This window comes from Vibrio sp. 10N.222.47.A9, from assembly GCF_963872585.1.
Classification (GTDB): Bacteria; Pseudomonadota; Gammaproteobacteria; order Enterobacterales; family Vibrionaceae; genus Vibrio; species Vibrio splendidus.
The window spans coordinates 1-23,259 of sequence record NZ_CAWNBB010000013.1 but is presented as its reverse complement, the minus strand read 5'-3'; the positions used below and the strand labels follow the sequence as shown (position 1 = coordinate 23,259).

22 protein-coding genes and 1 pseudogene are annotated in these 23,259 nt (G+C 45.7%); 10 read left to right on the top strand and 13 right to left on the bottom strand.

The window, feature by feature from the left end; translation table 11 throughout:
- Positions 1–95 precede the first annotated feature (95 nt).
- Positions 96–1,043, top strand: a complete 948-nt coding sequence (locus AACT19_RS01695; RefSeq protein ID WP_017082825.1) for a LysR substrate-binding domain-containing protein — start codon at positions 96–98, stop codon at positions 1,041–1,043.
- 122 nt (positions 1,044–1,165) lie between these two features.
- Positions 1,166–2,620, top strand: coding sequence for a glutathione synthase (locus AACT19_RS01690; protein ID WP_106408112.1), 1,455 nt, complete (start codon positions 1,166–1,168; stop codon positions 2,618–2,620).
- A 149-nt stretch (positions 2,621–2,769) separates the two neighbouring features.
- Here AACT19_RS01690 and AACT19_RS01685 read toward each other — a convergent pair whose 3' ends face one another.
- The 7 genes from AACT19_RS01685 to AACT19_RS01655 all read right to left on the bottom strand — a co-directional run bounded on the left by AACT19_RS01685 (position 2,770) and on the right by AACT19_RS01655 (position 9,839).
- On the bottom strand, positions 2,770–3,273 hold the full coding sequence (locus AACT19_RS01685) for a YgjV family protein (RefSeq protein ID WP_076644911.1): 504 nt from the start codon (positions 3,271–3,273) through the stop codon (positions 2,770–2,772).
- 113 nt (positions 3,274–3,386) lie between these two features.
- Positions 3,387–4,013, bottom strand: a complete 627-nt coding sequence (locus AACT19_RS01680; RefSeq protein ID WP_076644910.1) for a bifunctional 4-hydroxy-2-oxoglutarate aldolase/2-dehydro-3-deoxy-phosphogluconate aldolase — start codon at positions 4,011–4,013, stop codon at positions 3,387–3,389.
- Between the two features lie 9 nt (positions 4,014–4,022).
- A complete protein-coding gene (locus AACT19_RS01675; RefSeq protein ID WP_076644909.1) occupies positions 4,023–5,015 on the bottom strand; it encodes a sugar kinase in 993 nt (330 codons plus the stop codon).
- Between the two features lie 3 nt (positions 5,016–5,018).
- On the bottom strand, positions 5,019–6,431 hold the full coding sequence (gene uxaC / locus AACT19_RS01670) for a glucuronate isomerase (protein ID WP_076644908.1): 1,413 nt from the start codon (positions 6,429–6,431) through the stop codon (positions 5,019–5,021).
- A gap of 12 nt (positions 6,432–6,443) precedes the next feature.
- The gene (locus AACT19_RS01665) at positions 6,444–7,907 is read right to left on the bottom strand and encodes a fructuronate reductase (protein WP_076644907.1); all 1,464 of its coding nucleotides are present in this window, start codon (positions 7,905–7,907) and stop codon (positions 6,444–6,446) included.
- A 96-nt stretch (positions 7,908–8,003) separates the two neighbouring features.
- A complete protein-coding gene (locus tag AACT19_RS01660) occupies positions 8,004–9,311 on the bottom strand; it encodes a TRAP transporter large permease (protein ID WP_076644906.1) in 1,308 nt (435 codons plus the stop codon).
- 15 nt (positions 9,312–9,326) lie between these two features.
- Positions 9,327–9,839: a TRAP transporter small permease gene (locus tag AACT19_RS01655; protein WP_048609952.1), complete on the bottom strand. Its 513-nt coding sequence runs from the start codon at positions 9,837–9,839 to the stop codon at positions 9,327–9,329.
- A 299-nt stretch (positions 9,840–10,138) separates the two neighbouring features.
- On the opposite strand from AACT19_RS01655, the gene AACT19_RS01650 reads away from it, so the two are divergent.
- The 6 genes from AACT19_RS01650 to AACT19_RS01625 all read left to right on the top strand — a co-directional run bounded on the left by AACT19_RS01650 (position 10,139) and on the right by AACT19_RS01625 (position 16,514).
- Positions 10,139–11,122: a TRAP transporter substrate-binding protein gene (locus tag AACT19_RS01650; protein WP_076645089.1), complete on the top strand. Its 984-nt coding sequence runs from the start codon at positions 10,139–10,141 to the stop codon at positions 11,120–11,122.
- A 107-nt stretch (positions 11,123–11,229) separates the two neighbouring features.
- Positions 11,230–12,012 carry an FCD domain-containing protein gene (locus AACT19_RS01645; RefSeq protein ID WP_048610343.1) on the top strand — a complete coding sequence of 261 codons (783 nt, stop codon included), beginning with the start codon at positions 11,230–11,232 and terminating at the stop codon, positions 12,010–12,012.
- A gap of 207 nt (positions 12,013–12,219) precedes the next feature.
- On the top strand, positions 12,220–13,407 hold the full coding sequence (uxuA, locus tag AACT19_RS01640; RefSeq protein WP_076644905.1) for a mannonate dehydratase: 1,188 nt from the start codon (positions 12,220–12,222) through the stop codon (positions 13,405–13,407).
- Positions 13,408–13,614: 207 nt separating this feature from the next.
- A complete protein-coding gene (locus AACT19_RS01635) occupies positions 13,615–14,133 on the top strand; it encodes a TetR/AcrR family transcriptional regulator (RefSeq protein WP_076644904.1) in 519 nt (172 codons plus the stop codon).
- On the top strand, positions 14,130–15,185 hold the full coding sequence (locus AACT19_RS01630; protein WP_076644903.1) for an alcohol dehydrogenase family protein: 1,056 nt from the start codon (positions 14,130–14,132) through the stop codon (positions 15,183–15,185). Before AACT19_RS01635 ends, AACT19_RS01630 begins: the two co-directional genes overlap by 4 nt.
- Positions 15,186–15,419: 234 nt before the next feature.
- The gene (locus AACT19_RS01625) at positions 15,420–16,514 is read left to right on the top strand and encodes an HDOD domain-containing protein (protein ID WP_076644902.1); all 1,095 of its coding nucleotides are present in this window, start codon (positions 15,420–15,422) and stop codon (positions 16,512–16,514) included.
- A gap of 100 nt (positions 16,515–16,614) precedes the next feature.
- Here the strand turns inward: AACT19_RS01625 and AACT19_RS01620 are convergent, their stop codons facing one another.
- The 5 genes and pseudogenes from AACT19_RS01620 to AACT19_RS01600 form a co-directional block, all read right to left on the bottom strand.
- Entirely contained in the window at positions 16,615–17,013 is a 399-nt protein-coding gene (locus tag AACT19_RS01620; RefSeq protein WP_065680892.1) for a DUF1090 domain-containing protein, read from the bottom strand.
- A gap of 153 nt (positions 17,014–17,166) precedes the next feature.
- Complete coding sequence (locus AACT19_RS01615) at positions 17,167–18,675, bottom strand: SgrR family transcriptional regulator (RefSeq protein ID WP_076644901.1); 1,509 nt, start codon at positions 18,673–18,675, stop codon at positions 17,167–17,169.
- Between the two features lie 10 nt (positions 18,676–18,685).
- Complete coding sequence (locus AACT19_RS01610; protein WP_076644900.1) at positions 18,686–19,696, bottom strand: Gfo/Idh/MocA family protein; 1,011 nt, start codon at positions 19,694–19,696, stop codon at positions 18,686–18,688.
- A 113-nt stretch (positions 19,697–19,809) separates the two neighbouring features.
- Entirely contained in the window at positions 19,810–20,709 is a 900-nt protein-coding gene (locus AACT19_RS01605; RefSeq protein WP_029222557.1) for a homocysteine S-methyltransferase family protein, read from the bottom strand.
- A gap of 142 nt (positions 20,710–20,851) precedes the next feature.
- A pseudogene (locus AACT19_RS01600) lies at positions 20,852–21,043 on the bottom strand (IS110 family transposase); the annotation flags it as partial.
- Positions 21,044–21,143: 100 nt separating this feature from the next.
- Between AACT19_RS01600 and AACT19_RS01595 the strand changes: the two are divergent.
- Together AACT19_RS01595 and AACT19_RS01590 are read left to right on the top strand one after the other, a co-directional pair.
- Complete coding sequence (locus tag AACT19_RS01595) at positions 21,144–21,503, top strand: histidine kinase (protein WP_076644899.1); 360 nt, start codon at positions 21,144–21,146, stop codon at positions 21,501–21,503.
- A 119-nt stretch (positions 21,504–21,622) separates the two neighbouring features.
- Positions 21,623–21,982, top strand: a complete 360-nt coding sequence (locus tag AACT19_RS01590; RefSeq protein ID WP_242658922.1) for a DUF4262 domain-containing protein — start codon at positions 21,623–21,625, stop codon at positions 21,980–21,982.
- On the opposite strand, the gene AACT19_RS01585 is transcribed toward AACT19_RS01590, so the two are convergent.
- A complete protein-coding gene (locus AACT19_RS01585; RefSeq protein ID WP_065681753.1) occupies positions 21,951–23,150 on the bottom strand; it encodes an IS4 family transposase in 1,200 nt (399 codons plus the stop codon). The genes AACT19_RS01590 and AACT19_RS01585 overlap by 32 nt on opposite strands.
- Positions 23,151–23,259: the final 109 nt, after the last annotated feature.

The following is a 23,259-nucleotide window of genomic DNA, read 5'->3' as shown; positions in this document are numbered from 1 at the left end:
TTGAGCGTGTTAACTCACATGCGCTAAATTTACCAAGACCATGATATGATTTAAAGTGACAATTAATCATCATTAACCTGAATTTAGGGAATATCATGGTAGATGTTAAAAGCTTACTTAAATGCGACATGAATTTGCTACTTTGCCTACATGTTCTTATTGAAGAACGAAGTGTGAGTAAAACAGCAGAGCGACTCTTTTTGAGCCAGTCAGCGGTAAGTAAACAGCTCACTAAGCTGAGAGCTTTGTTTGATGATCCGCTATTTGAGCGTGAATCCAAAGGGCTATTTCCCACACCCAAAGCACTCGCGTTAGCGCCTAAGATCCATCAAATCCTACTGCAAATCGAAAAGCTGACCGTTCCCGAAGTTTTCGACCCTAAAGACAGTGAGCGTACCTTCACTATAGACCTTGTCGAAACCGCCTACACGGCGATTTATCCGCACTTTATGCCGACTGCGCTCGCGGATGCGCCTCACATTACCGTTAACAGTTCAACGTGGAGCAGCGACAGCTTCAAGCGATTATTAAAGCGTGAAGTGGATTTTGGGATCGGTATTTTTGAGCTAGATGAGCGCGCTTCTACCCACGTGCAGTGTATTCCTGATGCACTTGACTACGTCGAGCTGTGCTTGGATTACTCGGTGTGTTTGATGCGTAATGACCATCCTGCGTTGCAAGAGGAGTGGAATCTCGACACCTTTTTGAAATATCGACATATACAGTTGGTGACAGGTGGTGCGGGTGACTGGCTATTGATGGAAGTGCTCAATTCTAAGCAATTGGAGATCAACAAGGCGGCTAACGTTTCAGATATCACCAGTGCCATCAAGCTGTGCAAGCAGAGCGACTTATTAATGTGTTATCCATACAACTCGGTACGCGATTACATTGATAGCGGAGAGTTGGTGATGAAGCCTGTTCCGGTCGATTTGGTACCGGGAGGTTTGTTCCTATTGTGGCATAAATACTTTGATTCAGAACCGAGCCACAAATGGTTGCGCGATCTGATCGTCAATAAGACCCAAGACACTCAGATGTGAGTCATTGACTGAAGTATTCAAAGAAGTGAAAGGTTTTTCGTTTTTTTTCGTCTTTTTAGAATGGGCATCGTCTTAGTAGAGCGCTTAATCCCAGTTAATAGTGAGAGACCAAAATGAATCCAATGCTAACGTCATTGATTCCGCAACAAATTATTGAAGACGCGTGTGAGTGGGCACTCATGCATGGCGTCGCGTTTCGACAAGCTGACAATACCGCGAGACATTGCCCGTTCAGTTTGGCTCCAATGACAATGGAGCGTAAGGTTTATGAACACTTGTTGAAGGTAACACCGCTGATCACCAAGTTAATCAGCAATGTTTCGGAAGACCACGGTTTTCTGCAATCATCTTTGAGTGATGTAGCTAAGGCTGATCCGTTTTTTGGTCGTTTGATGGAGTTGCATCAACAAGCACATGGCAATACTGAAGAGTGTTTTAAGCCGGCTCGTCAACCATTGCTATTAATGCGCACTGATTTCATGGATGACCGCCAACACGGTGCAAAAGTGATTGAGTTTAATGGCATTGCGGCAGGAATGGCGCCTTTTGGTCAGCGCGCAACAGAATTCCACTCGTTCATGCAAAACCAATGGCCAAACGTTTATAACGATTGGTTAGAAGACCCATCTGCAACACCGGCTGAAAACCAAGGTTTAATGCAGTTAGCTTATGGTATCGCTAATGCTGCAAGGCAAGTGAAAAGCGACTTTAAAGAGCAAGATAAACCGGTTTTCTTGATGGTGGTGCAGAAGAACGAAGACAACGTTTATGACCAACACTTGCTTGAAGTCGAGCTACAAAAACAAGGAGTTCGTACGGTTCGTCGTACCTTTGAACAATTGAGCTGTCAGCTTTCATCAGGTGATAATCAACGCTTGTTACTGAAAGATGTCGGCGCTGTCGATGTGGTGTACCTAAGAGCCGGCTATCAGTATTCAGATTACTGGGCTCCAGAACTCAATGAATCGGTTTGTTGCCACACGCTAAGTCAGACTCGCTTGTTTATGGAACAACACCATGTCGCAATGAACGCGACCATCAGCCAGCAATTAGCGACCAGTAAAACCATGCAAATGCTGCTGACCATGATGCCTGCAGCAGAATACGCACGTTGGGATTTAAAGCTAGAAGAAGCCGAACTGGTCAAGAGTGTTCTGGCTGATATGAAGCCTATCACCAGTGAATCGATTGACTGGTTTAACACCCAAACTGATAAGCAAGAGTGGGTGTTGAAAAACCAAGGCGAGGGCGGTGGTCATTGTGTTTTTGGTGACGACATCAGCGAACAACTGAGCCAGCTTAAACCAGAAGAGTACGACGCGTGGGCATTGATGCAGCGCTTGTACCCGCATGAACGTGACGTGCCGACCATTGCTGTACGTGACACCCAACAAACGCTAGTGACAGATTTAGTCAGCGAAGTCGGCCTATTCACCGCTTACTATCAAGGCAAACCAGTTACCGAATTGGACGGTTACGCGGGCTACTTGATCCGCAGTAAACCCGCCAGTGAAAATGAAGGCGGGATCCACAGCGGCAAAGGGATTTTGGATTCTTTGGTATTGATTAACTCCTGATTCCGACAAATAGCAGATAAAACAAAGGCCAACGTGTGAACGTTGGCCTTTGTTTTATTTTCAAAATGTTCATTACTTGTGTTCTTCAAAATACGATGAATAAATTAGCTCTAGGCTTAAATCGTAGGTATTGTTTCAGAGAATATTACCTATTTTACCATTAACAATCTGCGTTGGTGTAAACGGTAAATTGTGACTAGATTGGTGGCAATAAATGCTCCTTCGACCAAAGATCCGCCGATAGAGCCAAGCCAAATATTGTGGCTAATCCAACAAAGTGAGTTGAACAGAATAAAGGTTCTCAGTGTTACGCCTTGTTTGGTAAATAATGCCCAAGTGGCAACTGAAGAACCTAAAACGGTTATGAATTCAAAGAAGTGTGTGATGTTAGGTAATGTCATTACCCACATTAAACCAATGAAAAACCACATGACTTTGCGTGATTGAGTTTTGATGGAAGCATAACTACGCAGTGCGTTTATCATCACGCCAATGGCAGCAACTGTAGCTCCCATTAAGGTGAAGTGAATTCCCATGATCAGACAGAACATCATCATCTGATAACGAAATCGCATGTCGTCTTTTTGCCAAAAGGCCATCATGCCAACTAGGAATGCAATTCCTCCAATACCTTGTGCTATGACGTTTTCCATACTCATTCCATCAGTCAATTTAAGTTTATGAACAAAAATTCAGCCCTCTAATTAGAGAGCTGGTTAATGCTTTAATTGACTACCTAAAGCTTATTATTGTTCGATGAATGTGATTATTGATTCACTAAAGCAACAGCTTCACGAGTTAAATGAGCCAGTTCTTCCCAATTGCCTTCTTCAATCAGCTTCTTATCCACCATCCAAGTACCACCACATGCGAGTACTCGAGGTATCGCTAGGTAGTCTTTAATATTGTTTGGGTTAATGCCACCTGTCGGCATGATCTCAATATCCGTGTAAGGCGCAAGAAGTGACTTAACCATGTTGATGCCACCTGATGCCTCAGCTGGGAAGAACTTCAATATGGTTAAGCCCATTTCTAGAGCGGCTTCTACTGTACTCGGGTTGTTGACCCCAGGAATGATATCAATACCAATCTCTTGGCAGGCTCTTACCGTGTTTGGGTTAAAGCCAGGAGAGACCACAAACGTTGCGCCCGCTTCTTTAGCCGCGATAGCTTGCTCACGATTGAGCACAGTGCCAGCGCCGATCAACATATCTGGTTGTGATTCACGAAGTAGACGAATAGCTTCGACAGCAGCCTCAGAACGGAACGTGATTTCTGCTGCAGGTAAACCATTTTCAGCTAACACTTTACCCAGAGGGATGATGTCTTCAGCGTTGTCGATAGCGATCACAGGGATAACTTTCAGTGTTTTTAGTTGTTGTTTGATGTTCATTGGTATTCCTTAAATGGCTGTGATGGCCGCTTGAGTAAGTTCTTTTGCAATAATGGCACCGCGATGTTGGATAACGACGCCTGCCATGGTATTGCCACGCTGGCACGACGTTGTTAAGTCTTCACCCGCAAGGTAAGCAGATAAAAATCCGCCATTGAATGAGTCTCCTGCCGAGGTCGTATCAACGACATGTTCAACAGGTTGGGTCGGCACCGCCCGTGGAGCCGAAGCGGTACCAGAATTTAGATTTATGTCACTTTGAATTGCGGCATCTTGAATGAGACAGCCATCTGCACCCAGTTTGACGACGCATTGCTTAACACCTAGTGAAGTTAGACGTTCGATGGTTTGTTCTGGTGAAGTATCTCCCCAAATCAACTGTTCATCATCGAACGTGACTAAAGCTAAATCTGTCAGCGTATATATGGCTTGGTAGCTGTTCTTAACGGTTTGGTTTTCGTCCTGTGGCCAAAGCGCAGGGCGGAAGTTACTGTCGAAGGCGATCTCAACGCCTTGCGTCTTCAATTCAACCAAGATGTTCAATAACTGGATACGATCTTGCTCGGGTAGAATCGCTAATGTGATGCCACTGAGAAAGACCATATCGACGTTGCGCAAAGCTTGTTTTATCTGGCTAAAATCTGGATGTTGCAACAGGTACCGTGCTGCTGACTGATTACGCCAGTATAAGAAGGTACGCTCACCTGCGTCATCAAGCTGAATCAGGTATAGACCCGGAGTACGTTGGCTGTCTTGTAGAACAAGTTCAGTCGACACCCCTTCTTGATGCCAGCGTTCTAACATTCCCTTGCTAATCGGGTCTGCGCCCAAAGCCGTGACGTAGGACACTTTGATGTCATCTTGATTGAGGTTGGCCTCGCAGCCGCGGCTTAGATAGACCGCAGCATTGAGTGTGTCTCCGCCAAACGTTTGATGCATTGAGCCGAACGGTTTGCCGTTAAGCTCGATCATACACTCACCAATAATGGCGATATGTTTCATGGGTTACGCCCTCTCTTCGAAGTAGCGTTTTGCGTTTCCAAAGCAGATGTCTTCGACCATAGGGCCAAGCAGTGACATGTCGTTTGGCACCTCGCCGTTTTCAGCCCAACGACCAAGCATGTCACACAGAATTCGGCGGAAGTATTCGTGGCGTGTGTACGACAAGAAGCTGCGGGAGTCAGTCAGCATGCCGACAAACTGGCTAAGCAGACCAAGCTGAGATAGCTGCTCCATTTGGCGTTGCATGCCGTCTTTCTGATCGTTGAACCACCAACCAGAACCAAACTGAACTTTGCCCGCGATGCCGCCACCTTGGAAGTTGCCAATCATGGTTGCCATCATCTCGTTATCGCGAGGGTTTAAGCAGTAAAGAATGGTGCGAGGCAGTTCGTTGCTTTGATCCATCTCGTCTAACAGGTGAGCCAATTCGAAGGCAAACGTCTTATCGCTAATCGAATCAAACCCTGCATCTGCGCCTAACAGTTGGAACATGCGCGTGTTGTTATTGCGCTGAGCACCAATGTGAAGCTGCATTACCCAACCCATTGCGGCGTAGCGCTTGCCTAACCACACCTGAACCGCTGTTGAAAACTGCGCACATTCTAGATCGGTGAGTGTTTCGCCATTGAGGCGTCGAGCTAACAGGGCATCCAAATCCGATTCAGATGGAATAGGTGCGTAGCGAACCACTTCAATACCGTGGTCAGCTGCACGGCAACCATGGTCGTTGAAATGCGCTAGGCGGCTGTCTAAAGCACTCAATAGATGATGGAAGCGAGTGATTTCAACGTCAGCAACCATGCCTAATTTTTGTAGGTAATCAGCAAAGCTATCAAGTTCAATTTTGAACGCTTTATCTGGGCGCCAGCTTGGTAGAACCTTCACATCGAATGTGTTGTCTTCAGCGATCGCTTTATGGTGTTCAAGAGAATCAATAGGGTCATCCGTCGTGCCGGCCATAACAACATTCATTTGCTGCATGATGCCGCGAGCACTAAATTCCGGTGTCGCTAATAGCTCGTTGCCTTCGTGCCAAATTTGGTCTGCGGTTTCTGGACCAAAGAGAGTGCCAGTAATACCAAATGGGCGGCGTAGTTCTAAATGAGTCCAGTGGTAAAGTGGGTTGCCCAAGGTTTGAGGGACGGTTCTAGCCCATGCCATGAACTTATCATAATCGCTTGCGCCTCCAGTAATCAGACGCTCGTCAATACCTGCTGAACGCATACCACGCCATTTGTAGTGGTCACCTTCAAGCCAAATCTTAGACATGTTTTCGAACTGACGATCTTGAGCCACTTCTGCCGGGTTTAGATGGCAGTGATAGTCATAAATCGGCTGGTGGCTTGCGTGTTCATGGTACAAACGACGTGCAGCCTCATTCGACAGTAAAAAGTCTTCGCATAAGAAATTTTTCATTGCTTGTACTCCTTATAACGCAGCCACGGTAGCAACGGCACCGTGTTCAATTAATGATTGGTACGCTGGACTTACTGCATCAATGACCTGCGGGTTTTGGCCTAGTTCGGCAGGGAAAATCGCTTCAACCGCAAGCAATGCCGGAACCACAGATACATTGAGTCCATGCTGGTCGCAGATCTGACGAAGTGTATCTGCCATAGGATCGCGAACATCAATCTCGTTGCCTTGCTCGTCAACGCCAGATACATAACGCATCCAGCCAGCGATGGCGGTTGCAAGCCACGAGAAATCTGAGCCTTGCTCTAAATGGAATCGTAAGCTGCCACCCATACGTTGAGGGATCTTCTGGCTGCCATCCATCGCAATCTGCCACGTTTTGTGCTTCAAGCTTGGGTTAGTGAAGCGGTTGATCAGCAAGGTTGCGTAACCTTCTAAATCAGTCCCTTCAGGCATCTTTAACGAAGGTGCTTGGGATTTCATCATCATGTCAAAAGCGGCTTTGCGGTAGCCTGCATCCGTCATGGTGTCGGAAATATGGTCGTAGCCACCAAGGTATCCAAGGTAAGCAAGGAAAGAGTGACTGCCATTGAGCATGCGCAGTTTCATCTCTTCGTAAGGCACCACATCTTCTACGAACTCTGCGCCAGCAATATTCCAGTCTGGGCGGCCTGCCACAAAGTTATCTTCAATCACCCATTGGCGGAATGGTTCACAGGCGATGCCACACGGGTCTTCACAACCAAGCAGTTCTGCAATTTCTGTCAGTGTCTCTTCGGTTGCTGCGGGTACGATGCGGTCAACCATGGTGCATGGGAAGGTGACATTAGTTTCAATCCAATCACGTAATTCTGGGTCAAGCAGTTGAGCGAACTCAATGATCGCTGCTTTTGCTACATGACCGTTCTCTTGCACGTTATCGCAAGACATGACCGTGAATGGTGTTAAGCCACGTTCGCGGCGAATTTTTAGGGCTTGGACAATATAGCCAAGCGCAGATTTTGGTTGAGTTGGGTTAGCTAGGTCAGCGATGACTAATGGGTTATTTTTGTCGAGTTTTCCTGTCGCTGGGTCAGCGCAGTAGCCTTTTTCTGTGATGGTCATAGAAACGATAGCCACTTGAGGCTCGGCCATTTTTTCTAATACGGTTTCGATGCCATCTAGACTTGGGTGAAGAGATTCGGTCACTGAACCGATCACTTTAACGTCTGTGGATTCAGCACCTTTTTCAGCAACGGTGTAAAGGTGGTCTTGCGTACGAAGTGATTCAATTAAATCTTCGCCGCCGAATAGGTTAATCTCGCAAATACCCCAATCAGTGTTGGTTTTGCTGAGCATTTCATTGGTGAATAGAGCTTGGTGGGCACGATGAAAGGCACCAAAACCAAGATGCACAATACGGCTTTGGAGTGCTGAACGGTCGTAGTCAGGTCGTAATACAGTGTTTGGCAGCGTAGAGTTAGCAACAGTCTTCATTATTCAGTTCCTTTTCCCGCCAGCGAACCAGCGGGATTTTATTATTTGATAAAGCGTTTGAGTGTTTAGCAGTCTAAAAATGTATCAGTGACGAAATTACGAACCGTAGCCCAGTACCAATTCAGGTAAGAACAAGCTCAGCTGCGGAATAAACGTGACGGCCATCAGCGCGATAATAAGCGCAGCGTAGAAAGGCAATAGTGGTTTGATGACTTTGTCGATAGCGATGTTGGCAACCGAACAACCAATGAACAACGCACTGCCTACTGGAGGCGTGCAGATACCGATAGCAAGGTTGAAGGTCATCATGATGCCGAAGTGCACAGGGTCGATGCCTAGGTCTAGCGCGATTGGTAGGAAGATTGGTGTGAAGATCAGTACCGCTGGTGTCATATCCATGAAGATCCCCACAATCAGCAGAATCACGTTGATAATCAGTAGGATCATTAGCGGGTTATCAGAAACCGCCAGTAATGCATCAGCAATCATGTAAGGCACATCGGCGTTCGCCATTGCCCAAGACATCCCCATTGATGCGCCAACAAGTAATAGAACGATAGAAGTTGTTACTGCAGACTCAAGGATGATCTTTGGAATATCACGCCATTTCACTTCACGGTAGACAAGCACGGCTAAAATAAACGTGTATACCACGGCAATCGCGGAAGCCTCAGTTGCAGTAAAGATACCGCCAATGATGCCACCCATGATGATGCCGATCAGTGCCAGAGAAGGCGCTGCTTTTAGGAAGGTATCCCAAACCATTGATAGTGAAGGACGAGCTGCAACAGGGTAACCACGACGTTTTGCAATAATACCCGCCACAATCATGATACTTAGCCCCATGATGAGACCTGGGATGTAACCCGCTAAGAACAATGCCGCGATTGAAGTACCACCAGAAACCAAAGAGAAAACGATCAGCGTGTTACTTGGTGGAATCAATAGACCGGTAGGACACGATGTAATGTTTACTGCAGCAGAGAAGTTTTCGTCGTAGCCGTCTTTCTTTTGCAGAGGAGACATGGTGCCACCAACAGCGGCCGCCGATGCAACCGCTGAGCCTGAGATAGAACCAAACATCATGTTTGCCATCACGTTTACGTGTGCCAATGAACCCGGTAGACGACCACCCAACACTTTCGCGAAGTTGATCAAACGCAGCGCGATGCCGCCTTGGTTCATGATGTTGCCCGCCAAAATGAAAAACGGGATTGCCAATAGCGCAAAGTTATCAAGGCCAGCGGCCATACGTTGAGCAACTACAGCGATTGCAGGCTCAAGCGGTAAGCTCATTAAGATGGTTGCTAGTGACGATAAACCAATCGCAAAAGAGACCGGTACACCGATTGTAAGCAGTACAGCGAAACTACCGAATAAGGTCAGTATTACTTGCCATTCCATTGTGAAATCCTTCTATCAATCAAGTTGTGAGTCGGTGATCAAATCGTCACCTGACATTAATTGTTTAACGCGTTCGTAGGTAAATACTACGGAGTAAAAAATCATCAAAGCGCCACTAATCGGTAAGCAGAAGTAGATGTAACCCATTTCTAAACCTAGAGCGGGAGTCAGCTGTCCCATCGCAAGCGTTTTAGCAGCAAGTTGGCTTCCACCGTGTACCAGAACGATATAAGAGAAAGAAGCGATGGCTATTTGGATAACGATTTCGTTGATTAATTTGCGTTTGCCAGTCAGCTTCATCGTAAGCAGGTCGATGGCAAGGTGGCGTTTCAGCCCCGTAGTGTAAGCAGCACCAATTAAGGCTACCCACATAAAGAGATAACGCGCGAGCTCGTCGGTAACAGTACTTGGTTTGCCAATAACATAGCGGGATAAAACCTGCCATATCACACACAGCACTAAGAAAGACGATAGAGACACTGTAAAGGCGGCCAACCCTCTATTTATATAACTGACCAATTTATTCATGTTTATTTCCTTTCAACAAAATTGCGTATCTCATAACAATTGGTTTACCAATGTAAGAAATTGTTTCTATGTAGGGATGGTATGTTCAAAAATCTGGCTGAATCATAAGCTATTCATTTTTTGGTTGGCGTGAGCAACTTCACAAATGATTTTGGTTGACCAATTTATGGGTTTTTATTGTGATATTGGTCAATCAATTTTAATTTCAGCTTTGACGGTTCCTTTTTTGAGCCCCAATATGAGCCCATAACAAAAAACACCCTACATTTTGGATAACCAATCCACGGAGAATAAGAATGATGATGACGCGTAAAACTTTGATTAGTGCGGTTGTCGGTGCTGCTTTAACTTTTGGAGCAACAGCTTCTGCTTATGCAGCGACAACATTGAAACTGAGCCATAACCACCCTCGTGACCATGCAGTACATGAAGCGATGACGTTTATGGCGAAAGAAGTACGTGAATTGACTGATGGTGAGGTGCGTATTCGTATTTACCCTGATGCTCAATTGGGTACACAGCGTGAATCTATGGAGCTGATGCAGAACGGCGCTTTAGATATGGTGAAAAGTAATGCTGCTGAGCTAGAAGCTTTTTCTCCTGCTTATTCATCATTCAACATGCCTTACTTATTCCGCGATCAAGCGCACTACTACAGTGTGACTGATGGTGAAGTGGGCCGTGACATTCTTAACTCTTCTCGTGATAGCGGCTTTATTGGTGTGACGTATTACGACGCTGGTGCGCGTAGCTTCTATACCAATAAGCCAATTAACACACCAGAAGACCTGAAAGGTTTGAAAGTTCGTGTTCAACCAAGCCCATCAGCAATTGCGATGGTGAAAGCGTTAGGCGGTAACCCAACGCCACTAGCTTACGGTGAGTTGTACACAGCACTGCAGCAAGGTGTCGTAGATGCGGCTGAAAATAACATTCCTTCTTTCAGCTTGAGCCGTCACAGTGAAGTGTCTAAATACTTCAGCTTAGATGAGCACACGATGGTTCCGGATGTGTTGGTTATCTCAACCAAAGCATACGATAAACTGACTACAGAACAACAAGATGCGCTAATGAAGGCGGCAAGTGATTCATCTGAATTGATGAAAAAGTTGTGGGCTGAATCGGAAGCAAAAGAGCGTGCTAAAGCCGAGAAAATGGGCGTTACTTTTGTGGAACCAGACAAAGCTGCGTTCGCACTAGCGGTTCAACCAATGTACGACGCGTTAGATAAAGCGGCCCCAGAATTGAGCGCATTGATTGACCGTATTCAGGCTGTTGAATAACGAGCAAATATAGAAAAAAGAGTAATACAAAAACAAGGTGTTACTGCATTTTAGGATATAGAGGTTGACCAATTATATTTGGTCATTATGATGGCGAGAGAAATACAATGGAAAGAAGTGACAATATCATCATGATGCCTTTCGAGCCGAAAAGACCTTATCAGGAGATAGGGTTAGTACTAAGAAAAGAACTGATTGAAGGCCTGTATAAGGTCGGAGATAGGTTACCTCCAGAACGCGATATTGCTGATCGTCTAGATGTAAGCCGCACTGTGGTGCGTGAAGCGATCATCATGCTGGAGCTTGAAAACTTAGTTGAGGTGAAAAAAGGGTCGGGTGTTTATGTCCTGAACATTCCAACTCATTCTCGCGAGAATGTGGTCAGCGATGACGCTGGTCCATTCGAGATGCTGCAGGCCCGCCAATTACTAGAAAGTAATATCGCGGAGTTTGCGGCAACTCAGGTCACTCCGGGCGACATCATTAAGATGCGCTCTGCACTCGAACTCGAGCGCGAAGAGCTTGCAAGCGGCACCACCGATTGCAGCGGAGATGAAAGATTTCACATGTGTATTGCAGAGGCTACTCAAAATTCTGTGCTGGTAGATATGTTGAAACAATCCTGGGAGCGACGCGAAAAGAGTCCAATGTGGAATAAACTCCACTCTCACATCAGTGGTCAAGATTACCGTGAAGAATGGTTAGATGATCACGCTCGTATCCTCGCCGCCTTACAGCGCAAAGACCCTGTCGCTGCTAAGAACGCAATGTGGCAACACCTTGAGAATGTTAAACAGCGTTTGTTAGCGCTGTCAGACATTGATGACCCAAACTTTGATGGTTACTTATTTAGCTCCAACCCAGTGGTGCTGCTTAGCTCAGAAAGCTAGCTCTGAAGCTAATGTTGAATTCAGCGACAAGGCTCCTCTTGAAAGCTGATTCATTCACTAGGTTGTAGATAGGTAATCGTCTTTAGACCGGCGTAGACCGGTGCTATCTCGGGCAGTAATTGTCATTGCTGCCATTAAGAAGTCGTTATTGCATTTAGCTTGATTAATTCGAGTCGGCTAAGTGCGTCTTAAAGAAAGGTAAGTCTCATGGAACAAACGTGGCGTTGGTACGGCCCTAATGATCAAGTTTCGCTAGACGATATTCGTCAAGCGGGCGCAACTGGTATTGTGAATGCACTGCACCATATTCCAAATGGTGAAGTTTGGACAAAAGAAGAAATCCTTAAGCGTAAAGCCATTATCGAAGAGAAAGGTTTAACGTGGTCGGTCGTAGAAAGCGTGCCTGTGCACGAAGAAATCAAAACTCAAACTGGCAACTACCAGCAGTGGATTGATAACTATAAGCAAACTCTGGCTAACCTTGCTGAGTGTGGCATTGATACGGTTTGTTATAACTTCATGCCCGTGTTGGACTGGACGCGTACCGATTTAGAATTTGAAATGCTTGATGGCTCGCGCGCGTTGCGTTTTGACCAAATCGCGTTTGCGGCATTTGAGCTGCATATCTTGAAGCGCCCAGGTGCAGAATCGGATTATTCAAAATCAGAGCAAGCTCAAGCGTTGGATTACTTCAACAACATGACGCCTGAGCAAATTCAGCAACTGACCAATAACATCATCGCTGGCCTGCCTGGCGCTGAAGAAGGTTACACACTAGAAGCGTTTCAAGCACAGCTAGATCGCTATGCGGGAATCGACAAAGATAAGCTACGTGAGCACATGTCTTACTTCCTCGCTGAGCTGATGCCTATCTGTGATGCGAATGGCTTGAAGATGGCGGTTCACCCAGACGATCCACCGCGTCCCATTCTTGGCTTGCCTCGTATCGTTTCAACGATCGAAGACATTGATTGGTTGACCGAGCATGTACCGAGCAAAATGAATGGCTTGACGATGTGTACGGGTTCATACGGTGTTCGTGGCGACAATGATCTGGTCAATATGATTAAAAAGCACGGTGACCGAATTTACTTTACGCACCTGCGCTCAACCAAGCGTGAAGAAAGCAACCCAATGACATTCCATGAAGCAGCGCACCTAGATGGTGATGTGGACATGTACAACGTTGTGATGGCTATCTTGGATGAAGAACACCGTCGTGCAGAAGTGGGTGACCATCGCTTAATTCCAATGCGTCCGGATCACGGTCATCAAATGTTGGATGACCTAAAGAAAACGACGAATCCAGGTTATTCAGCGATTGGTCGATTGAAAGGGTTAGCTGAAGTTCGCGGATTGGAAGTCGCACTTAAGCGTGCTTTTTACACTAAGTAACCATTCGAACATTAGTGACTAACGCTTACACATAAAAATCCTGCTCCTTGATAGAAGTGGGATTTTTGTTTTTAGGGCTCTATAAAAAGATCTCATTGACACGGGTAGAGTGATCGTTCTACTTTGTAGGTAGAGCAACCATTCTACCTGTTGTTATACCTATCACTGTTACTTACTACGATTGGTATTCAGTATTAAGAGAACACTATGTTGAGAGAACAGATTGCAGCAAGCCTTGAAGTGGCGTTTAGCCAGCAAGGTTTTGCGGAACCGAGCGTTGCACAGCTGAAAACCGCGTGCAACGTGAGCCTGAGAACCTTGTATAAACACTTCCCTTCAAAAGAAGTGATGATTGTCGGGGCGTTAGAACATCGTCATCAGCGTTACTTGAGTCTGCTGTTGGAAGATTCCCCTCGCTCGGGCTACCAAGCGATTGCTCATATCTTCAACAAGCTTCAACAGTGGATGGAAGAGTACGCGCCGCACGGTTGTTTATCTATGAACGCACTGGCTGCTTTTCCTGACAACGAACTAATTAACCAAGCCGTAATCGAGCATAAGAAAGAAGTTCAGGCGTTAATGGCTAAGCAAAGCCAAAGAGAAGACCTCGCTTCAGAGCTCTTTTTACTTCATGAAGGCGTATCAAGTGCGTGGCCAGTATTGGGCGAAGAAGCAGTGGCATCGGCACAGAATATGGTGACAAAATTACTCAAGGAAACAGTATGAATTTTGAAGTGCCAAAAACAATGAAAGGCGCAGAGATGTTAGGGCACGGCGGTGCAGAAATGCTGGGTTACCGTGAAGATATCGCTGTTCCTCAAATTGAACCTAATGAAGTGCTGATCAAAGTCATGGCCGCAGGCGTGAACAACACCGACATCAACACACGAATCGGTTGGTATTCTAAAAGTGATGACTCAGACGACGCCAGTTGGTCTGGCGAAGCGTTGAAGTTCCCTCGCATTCAAGGTGCCGATGTGTGCGGCTTCATCGTGGCAGTCGGCAATGAAGTCTCTGCTGACCGTATTGGTGAGCGTGTTCTTATCGAACCTTGTTTAACAGAAGTGTACGGACGAGATTTACCACAGCCATGGTATTTTGGCTCTGAGTGCGATGGCGGTTTTGCTGAATACACCAAAGTAGCAGCAAAGCACGCTTATGAGGTGAACAGCACAATGTCGGATGTTGAGCTGGCGTCTTTCCCATGCTCTTACTCGACCGCAGAAAACATGCTGACTCGCTCGAATGTGGTTGAGGGAGAGCGTGTGCTTATCTCTGGTGCATCGGGCGGTGTGGGCTCTGCGGCTATTCAGCTAGCAAAAGCTCGCGGCGCGTATGTGATTGCGATTACCAGTCCAAGCAAGAACCAACAGTTACTTGAACTTGGCGCTGATGAAGTGATTGCTCGTGATGCGGATTTGGTTAAAGCGCTAGGCGAAAGTAGCGTGAATGTGGTTATCGATTTAGTGGCAGGTGACAAGTGGCCTGAGTTCCTTGAAGTGCTGAAACCACATGGTCGCTATGCCGTATCTGGCGCAATTGGTGGCGCTATGGTTGAGCTTGATGTTCGCACTCTGTATCTCAAGGATCTCAGCTTTTTTGGTTGCACGGTTTTAGAACCACAGGTATTCCAAAATCTAGTCGACCGTATTGAGAAGCAGCAGATTGGCGCCATCGTCGCAGAGTCTTATCCGTTAGCCGATATTCATAAAGCGCAAGATGAGTTCTTAAAGAAAAAACACGTTGGTAAGATCGTGTTGGAAGTGGCAGAGCGCTAGTTTTAGTCAGCTTCACGGTTTAGATTTATGTAAGAGCGAGCCAGTATCATGTGCTCGCTTTTTTGTTTCTGGCGAATACAGGAGGCCTAGTCTCGCAGGCTGTTGAGTAACAGATCTTATACAGTTGAAAAGTTAATGATTCATTTGTCACTGTGTGGTTTATTAATTAACTGTGCGATAATCACCGCCGTTATATATCCCTATCTATGTTGTATTCATCTAGGAGCCGTATTGATGTTTAAAAGGGTATTGCAGGCACTATTCTCACCTTTTGTTGATTCAAAAAACAAACCCTCTGCAGAGCCTGCCCAACAAGAGCAACAACAAACCGTTGCTACTGATTCTGTTCGGTCTTCAATCTTTGTTCCGCCTTCGTCAGCTCAACCATCATCATTAATCGTCGATAATACGCTTAGCCTTCACGATGGTGAGTTCCTTGATTATTTGTTTGGAGAGTCTCGCCTTCGAACGGAGTCAGATCCATTTAGCGATTTTGTCGCCTGCCAAATCGAGCGCTTGATTCGCTCTCCAAAAGCTTTGCTTAATGAACTGCCAGTGATGCCAGCCTCTGTGACCACGTTAATGGCCGAATTACAGAGTGACGAATTTGATGTAGATGCATTGCTGAAAGTAATTGAGCGCGAGCCGAGTATGGCAGCCGATGTGATTAAACTGGCTAACAGTGCTTTCTATAAGCGTGGTGAAAAACAGGTTACTGACCTAAAAACAGCATTCCTAAATATGGGTTCTCAAGGGCTTGTTGAAGGAGTGGTGAATAGCTATATGAAGAACTTCACGCCGGGGAACAATATTTACTGGCGTCACTTCGGTGAGAAAATTTGGAATCACAGTGTTCAAACCGCGTCGTTTTCTAAGGAGTTGATGAAAGACTCTTCATCCCAAGAAGATCAAGCGGCGGCGTACTTTGTTGGGTTGATTCGAAACTTAGGCAAGATGATCATTTTCCAGATGATGGTAGAAGCCTTCAAGCATGTTGATCCTTCTGTTCCGCCTAACTCGTTAGCATTGAAGCGCCTGATGAACAGCTACTCTATTCGCCTGACTTACACCATTGCTAAGTTCTGGGAGCTGCCAGAGTCTGTGTTGACCGCAATTGGCTACCAAGAGTCGAGCCGATACGAATGCACACCACTTGGTCAAGCTGTGTTTGAAGCTAACTACTTGAGTGAGTTGTGCTATTTACTGGAAGAACAAACGATTGAAGTCGAGCAGTTTAAGCGCAGATGCAAAGATACGCTAACGTCGGCCGCGGCATACAAAATGGCTAACCGGATTTATAAAGAGTCTGAATTGGCGCTAGTAGGATAATAACGCCTGGCGTTGGCTAGGTTGATTCTGAAGTCGTCCTAAAGCGGTATTTTCTAAATGGTCTTACTAAGCAGTAAGACCATTTTTTTTCAATTATCGATTAAGGGATCTGAGCCAGTTCTTGTTTCAATTTATCGATTTTACGCAGTTCTTTTTCGACCTTACCCTCATACTTTCGAATTTTATCCGCTCTATCGTCTCTTTTTGCTTCTTCTAAGTCAGCTTGGTATTCAGCTAAATCTTGTTCATTGGATTCAATCTTCTCACGGAGATCATCCTTCAAGCCTTCATTAGTGCAGTTCTCTTTCGCGGCTTTTAACGCCGTGGTTAATCGCTCCACTTTGTACTGATTATCGTACTGCTCCGCTTTCTTTATTTGATATTCGATCTCACAGAATTTCTTTTCACAACCAGTTAGTGCGTCGCATTGGGTGCTCGCCATGCTGTTAAAAGAGAATGCGCAAAGAAACAGTAATGAGCCTTTTAGGTGTCGAGTCATGGTTTACCTTCTTATTGGGTCTATTTAGTTTGTGCTTATATTTGTCGAGTCTCACTTCGAGAGTACATTAGCACTCCATTTCTTTGCTATTGGCAGGGGAGTGTTAAAGATAAGTCGCTGTGCCTAATGACTTATTTTTGAACATGGCTAGACTTACAAATGGCTAATCCACAGCTTGTCGAGCTCACACCAACCGAAACCATTCACTTGCGCGCCGTGTATCTTTTCAGAAACCTCTAAGTTGAACGCCTCTTGCTTGAGCTCAACCACAACCCCAGAGTCATTCAACCAATGCTTGAGTTCCAACAGTGTATTCATCGCTAACTTAAAGTTTGGCTGGTTTCTTATTGAGGCTAAGCCTTGTTCGATTTTCTCTAGCATCTCAGCAGGCAGCGCTAAGTCCTCAAATGGGAAGCGAGTGAAAAAGCTTAACCACGAAGTGAAGGTGTCGCTCTCATCAATAATGCTACACAACACGACGTCTTTGGTAGTTAGGTAGTGGCCATATTCCACGTTGGTTTTGCTGTCGCCGGATACTGATAATTGATCGAAAAGGGTTTGGCATTCAGAGGTGTCTTCAACGGTGAATTCACGCTCTGTTTTCGGCAATACTGGGTTTTGAATCTTAAAGAAGGTTGAGCCGAATTCCGGTTTGGAAGCATGGTCGTCGCCACGCACGGTGGTCGTCTTTTCGGGCAGTTTCACGCACACCTGATTTTGAGCGCAAGCTTTACTCTGTGCCCATTCCGGGTAGACCCACAACTCGACTCGATTAAGAATCGGCGTGCTGTGTGAATACGCGCTATTGCGGCTCAATCTCAACATATTGCTTGAGAAGATGTCTAACGAGAACGCGCCAGAACCAATCAGCCTATCAGTCGGTGATGAGTGATCAAAAATGGAGGCTTCAGCTTTGGCAAGTAGGCGTGGTAAGTGCCAATCAGGTTGATTCAATTTCACGACAACCACATTACCTGCCGAGACAGAGACCTCATCAATATGCTGATAACAACGACGCCAAATTTTGCTTTGGCAGAGCGAGTTAAGGTTGCGCGCTATGTCTTGAGGTTCGAGTGTTCGACCGTTATGAAAGTGAACACCATTACGAATCTGAAAGTGCCACTGTGTAGCATCTAGATCAGGCTGCCAATGATAAGCCAGATCGCCGCTGAGTTTGCCGTGCTTAACTGAGGTTAGACGTTGGCAAATTTGCATCACTAAGAAACGTTCGGTGCGTCTAAGTACTCGTTGAGGGTGAAGAGCCTCGAGTTCTCGGTGAAAGGGGATATACGCGATATTCAGCGCCGACGGATTGGTATTGCTTAGAAAGGCTTGCAACTCAGCGCCAGCATTACGGCCGTTGAAGCTTAAGGTGCTAAAAACTTGTTCTATGTTGCCTGCGTCAGCTTGGGTTTGTGCGTATTGGTAACACGCCTCAATGGGCTCAACCAGACACGTCAGCTGTGCTTTCTTGCTTCGGCCTGAGCTAGCTTGCCACTCAATCCAGCCTTGCGCCGTCATCGCTTTGAGTAAGGTCTGAACGTGACGTTCACTCACGTGCAGCAGTGTGGCCAGTTGGTTGACCTGACAATGTGATACTCCAGGCCCAAAAGCCTGAAATATCTTTTCATACAGTTCAAGCTTGCGCTTAAGGTTGCCCAATTTGCTTTTCCTAACGACGAGGTTGAGTTAAGTGTGGATAGCCAGAGTCAATGAGTGCTTTTTCCATCGTGTCGAGAACTCGAGAGGTTATCTCTGAGCTTAGGATATCCGATTCAGTTTTGCCTTGAAGCACCAAATCTGAAAAATGGTCGATTTCAAATTCGAACCCATTGCCCGTCACTCGTTTGTTGATGGTCGACTTCTGCCCTTGATGTTCAATCTCAATAAAGGCCGGATTCCACCATTTTTCGTGAATGGTGATTTTGGTTTCGGGCCCACTCAAATGTGCTGACCGGGGAAAATTTTGCACGGTTGATGCCGATATCTTACCGTTCATATCACCAGAGAATGTAAAGCACGCATCGGTATCAACATTCGCCCCCTCATACAGACATGACATCTCTACCTGAGGTTTTGAAGGGGTCACACCCAGAATTCGACACAGATCGTAGAAGAACCAAAGCCCATAGACCCCAACATCGAGTGTTGCTCCGCCAGATAAATCCGGATTGAAGATAAACAAATCGGGCTCATAGTCGTGATGGTTACCAAAGCTGGCTTCGATGGAATCTATCTGAATGTGGTTATCGACCAATAATGATTGGAGTTCACGATACGCGGGAAACACCACGGTTTTCATCGCTTCTAACAGCATCACGCCATTTTGCTTGGCGAGGGCTTTCATCTCAAGCCAGTCAGCAAGGTTGGTGAAAGCCGGCTTCTCAACCAATACATGCTTTTTATTCTTTAGAAACAGTTCGGCGAGTGGCTGGTGGTATGGGTGAACCGTAGCGATGTAAACCGCTTCAACATTTGGGTCATTCGCCATTTCTTCATAAGAACCATAAGCCTTGTCGCAACCAAACTTGTTGGCGAATGTGGCTGCGCGTGTATGGTCTCTCGCGGCAACCGCATAAAGCTCACCATGCAGACAGTGTTCTGTGACTGCCGTTGCGAATCGATTGGCGATATTACCTAGCCCTGCGATGCCCCATTTAATTTTGCGTTGCGTGTCGCTCATCAGTTGCTCCAAATCGTTGTTTTGTCTCAGTGTACTCAGAGACGTCACATACAAATAGAGAACAGATTTCTCAACCTGTTCTCTATTTATTTTATTCTAGTTGAAGCTCAGGATTAGCTCTGTAGGGAGCGTTTCCAATCGGCTAGAGCTTGAATGTGTTTTGGCCCGATGCCACAACAGCCACCGACGATATTCGCGCCCAGTGCGTGCCAACGTTTAGCGTAAGTTAAGTAACCTTGACCATCCAGCTCACGCATCTCCTGAAACATATCATTCGCTTCATGTTCGTTGCTGATAGGCGCAAAATTGTTGGCGTAGACACCAATTTCTAAATCACGGCCTAGCTCATCGATCACTTTCTTAGCATCGATAATGGCTTGATCCATCACTTCAGGCACTGAGCAGTTAAACATAATGCCTGTTGCGTTTGATTGGCAGGCAAGTTTGATCGCGTCTGTTACGCTCTCGCCTGAACGAATATTGGCAGAATCGCCCTTGGTGTCTTCCAAACTGAATGCGTAGTAACACGGCTTATCGGACTGCTTAAGAACCGCATGAATGGATTCAAATTCTTGCAGGCTACAAATCGTTTCCGCTATCCAAAGGTCGATGTTTGGATCTTGTGCATCGTAAAGCGTTTGGATGATTGGCGCGGCTTCTTCTACCTTAAACAAGTCTGGTCGGTAGCTGCCAAATGGCGGTGGAATCGCGCCCGCCACTTTCACGGTGTGGGGTGCATTGTCAGCAACTGCTTTAGCCAGTTCGCCAGACAGTGCGGCTAGTTCAAAGCCTCGTTGTTCGAACAGCTCTTCACCCAAATGAAAAGGCACACAGGCGTAGCTATTGGTGATCAAGATTTCAGCACCTGCATCGACAAAGTTTTGATGCGCTTGGCTAACAAATTCGGGTGCTTCAATCAGCGCTTGAGCACTCCAAAGCGGTTGAGAAAATGGCGCGCCAATTTCTTTGAGTTCTCGGCCCATGCCGCCATCAAGTAGGGTTAGTGTTTTCATATTCAATACTATCTAAACAATTGCTGAAGTTCTGCCGCCACCATATCAGACAACCTTGTTAGACAGAAGCCATCAAGCCTCTGTGTTATCGAGAAAAGGTGTCGGACTGTTTTGGAGATAGTCACTGCATAATTTAGTTCGCCCTTTGCCAATAATGTGCACCACCACACGCATCATTACCTATACGTATGAGCTGCATATTTGCTATTGTAGTCAGTAGTTTAGAGCGAGTTACCGACTTGTGAAGTATGACCTTACCATTTTGGTCTGCGGCATGAACACTGAAGTGGTTTTTAGCTAAGTCGATACCGCAGAAATAAGAATAATCAGACATGGTGCCTCCGATGCATTTAAGTACCACATCAGTGTGGCAGATCCTCGGTAGGGGGAATCCATGTCATTCGTTATGTGATTACCATTTTCGGAGACAAGTTTTGAAAGAAGTAGAAGTATTGTATTCATTGTTGGCCAAAGAGGTTGAAAGTCTAAATAGCAAACTTAATAAAAAGCTAAATCTAAATCAGCAAGATAAAGTCAAGAAGCACATCAGCTTGAGTGGAGCAAATGGTAGGTTATGGGTTTCACCATCGACAGGTGGATACGATGTTTCAGTAAGTGGCGCTTCACTGGAGCGAGCTCTTCTGCCTGTGTTGCAAGCACACTTTAATAGAAGCCCTGATGGCTATAAGCAAAAAAACTCAAATAAAGGTTTCTTACGTCAACCTTACTGGCGAACGAATAACTTTAGCGATGTCCAGTATGCTTGCGAATTGTATGCAAATACTCCAGGTTAAACATCACATAACAAGGCGCTTAATTCTGATTCGTGAACGCGTACCGAACTCGCTAACGTTCAGACATGGCACACGTTCACTCACAGCTTAGCTTGGCGTTAGTTTTATAAAGGTAGATTATGGATCAATACGAAGAAAAAGCGCTTAAGAATATAGAACAGTGCGGATGTCATATTCTCCATATCATGGAAGAGGATGAGTACCCAGGATTCTCTTATTCAATTGGTATAGAGAAAACAAGCAGTCAACCAGAGATAATAATCACCGGTTTGAATCAAAAAGTAGCACATTGGATTGCAAATGAATACAACAATAGAGTTAAAGCTGGTGAGATATTTAAGCCAGATGAATACTATTCAGACTTCCTTGAAGGATTTGATATAACTTTCAAAGAAGTAAGTCCAGAATACTACGCTGAATACTTTGGTTGGGCTCTGACGGATCCCCTCATAATTTCCCTAGTCCTGCGTTGTGTGTGAGCCTTTGATATTCGAACATTCCCCATTGATATTGGGATTCATTAATTTGATATCGCCGATGATTTCGAACCTCTCTCCCTAGACGAGGTATGGAGAGAACTCGGCGGTGTTTAATGCTGTTGGCTTGGAAGTCAAAATGCCATTTGGCCTGTACTGCAATGAGGCCATTCCACCACATCAAGATTTCAGCGAGTAACGCAATAAGAAGCAGGATATCTAATCGTTTAGTACAACGAGTTCTGTTGTGACGAAGTGCGATCCCATAGGCGGTACTCTTTAGATCGCGGAAGGCCTCTTCTATCTGCATACGCTTGGCGTACAGATTGGTAATTTGTACTTCATTTAAGATATGTCTAGGGACATTCGTCGCGAGTAGCCACGGCTCCTTCGCACTGCGCTGGTAGAGATGTGTAGCGGAGTGTTTTTGGCTGGTTCTACTATGGCGCTGGGCTTTTCGGCCTTTTTCTAATCCCTTATAAACATAGGCTTCACAAGATATCGGTGATCTCTTTGCTAGTAAGCAGTGGCCAAGATATTTGGGTTTATGGACAGCGGTTGGATAAAAGGTTTTATTTGAGACCCAAGGTTTATGAGGTTGTTTGATTGATACTTCACCTCGGACACGACCTAACCAAAACCAGCCTTTCTCTTGAACTTGTCGGAACCAAGTATTTCGAAAACCCGCATCAGAAACGATGATTGGACTGGTTTTACTGGGTAAAATACTCTGCAATTTATCGAGGAATGTTTGGTGACTTTTCGGTGAATTATATTGGCCATACTCAAAAACTTGTTCAAAGATTGTGATGGCTCGACCATCAAGTGCAACGGATGCTCTTAACGTCATATAACGAAGTTGTTCACGAACATCAGACCAATCCACAAGGATCACAGGGCATGAGTTGGCGCCCGTTATTAAGTAGGCATGCCATTTATAAATTAGGTCTTTTTCACGATGTAGTTGGCGATTTCCAAGCAGTCTATCAACGCGTTTGATCGCATGTTTTACCGTGGTATTAGTTTCCAGTTTGCGACCTAGTTTAGTTAGCGTTAAGTCTGAGCCGTCAAGTACACTTTTTGTAGCAAGTATCAGAGAACTAACGCGTTTTTTGTGAATGGAGGGGCATTGGTTTTGTATGGTTTGTTGTAAAATCTGAATATCGCGCATCGTTAGTTCACTTGTTCGAAATGTGTGTTCAGCGATATTCATTAGATCAAAGACGGCGATGCGCGTCTACCTCATTGTTTTTATGCCTAATTATGAGGGGATTCGCAAG

Coding starts and splice junctions, on each gene's coding strand:
- AACT19_RS01630 (WP_076644903.1), top strand. CDS start 14,130: ATGAATTTTGAAGTGCCAAAAACAATGAAAGGCGCAGAGATGTTAGGG.
- AACT19_RS01655 (WP_048609952.1), bottom strand. CDS start 9,839: ATGAATAAATTGGTCAGTTATATAAATAGAGGGTTGGCCGCCTTTACA.
- AACT19_RS01675 (WP_076644909.1), bottom strand. CDS start 5,015: ATGAAACATATCGCCATTATTGGTGAGTGTATGATCGAGCTTAACGGC.
- AACT19_RS01635 (WP_076644904.1), top strand. CDS start 13,615: ATGTTGAGAGAACAGATTGCAGCAAGCCTTGAAGTGGCGTTTAGCCAG.
- AACT19_RS01665 (WP_076644907.1), bottom strand. CDS start 7,907: ATGAAGACTGTTGCTAACTCTACGCTGCCAAACACTGTATTACGACCT.
- AACT19_RS01585 (WP_065681753.1), bottom strand. CDS start 23,150: ATGCGCGATATTCAGATTTTACAACAAACCATACAAAACCAATGCCCC.
- AACT19_RS01680 (WP_076644910.1), bottom strand. CDS start 4,013: ATGAACATCAAACAACAACTAAAAACACTGAAAGTTATCCCTGTGATC.
- AACT19_RS01660 (WP_076644906.1), bottom strand. CDS start 9,311: ATGGAATGGCAAGTAATACTGACCTTATTCGGTAGTTTCGCTGTACTG.
- AACT19_RS01620 (WP_065680892.1), bottom strand. CDS start 17,013: ATGACTCGACACCTAAAAGGCTCATTACTGTTTCTTTGCGCATTCTCT.
- uxuA (WP_076644905.1), top strand. CDS start 12,220: ATGGAACAAACGTGGCGTTGGTACGGCCCTAATGATCAAGTTTCGCTA.
- uxaC (WP_076644908.1), bottom strand. CDS start 6,431: ATGAAAAATTTCTTATGCGAAGACTTTTTACTGTCGAATGAGGCTGCA.
- AACT19_RS01645 (WP_048610343.1), top strand. CDS start 11,230: ATGGAAAGAAGTGACAATATCATCATGATGCCTTTCGAGCCGAAAAGA.
- AACT19_RS01610 (WP_076644900.1), bottom strand. CDS start 19,696: ATGAGCGACACGCAACGCAAAATTAAATGGGGCATCGCAGGGCTAGGT.
- AACT19_RS01695 (WP_017082825.1), top strand. CDS start 96: ATGGTAGATGTTAAAAGCTTACTTAAATGCGACATGAATTTGCTACTT.
- AACT19_RS01625 (WP_076644902.1), top strand. CDS start 15,420: ATGTTTAAAAGGGTATTGCAGGCACTATTCTCACCTTTTGTTGATTCA.
- AACT19_RS01650 (WP_076645089.1), top strand. CDS start 10,139: ATGATGACGCGTAAAACTTTGATTAGTGCGGTTGTCGGTGCTGCTTTA.
- AACT19_RS01590 (WP_242658922.1), top strand. CDS start 21,623: ATGGATCAATACGAAGAAAAAGCGCTTAAGAATATAGAACAGTGCGGA.
- AACT19_RS01685 (WP_076644911.1), bottom strand. CDS start 3,273: ATGGAAAACGTCATAGCACAAGGTATTGGAGGAATTGCATTCCTAGTT.
- AACT19_RS01605 (WP_029222557.1), bottom strand. CDS start 20,709: ATGAAAACACTAACCCTACTTGATGGCGGCATGGGCCGAGAACTCAAA.
- AACT19_RS01690 (WP_106408112.1), top strand. CDS start 1,166: ATGCTAACGTCATTGATTCCGCAACAAATTATTGAAGACGCGTGTGAG.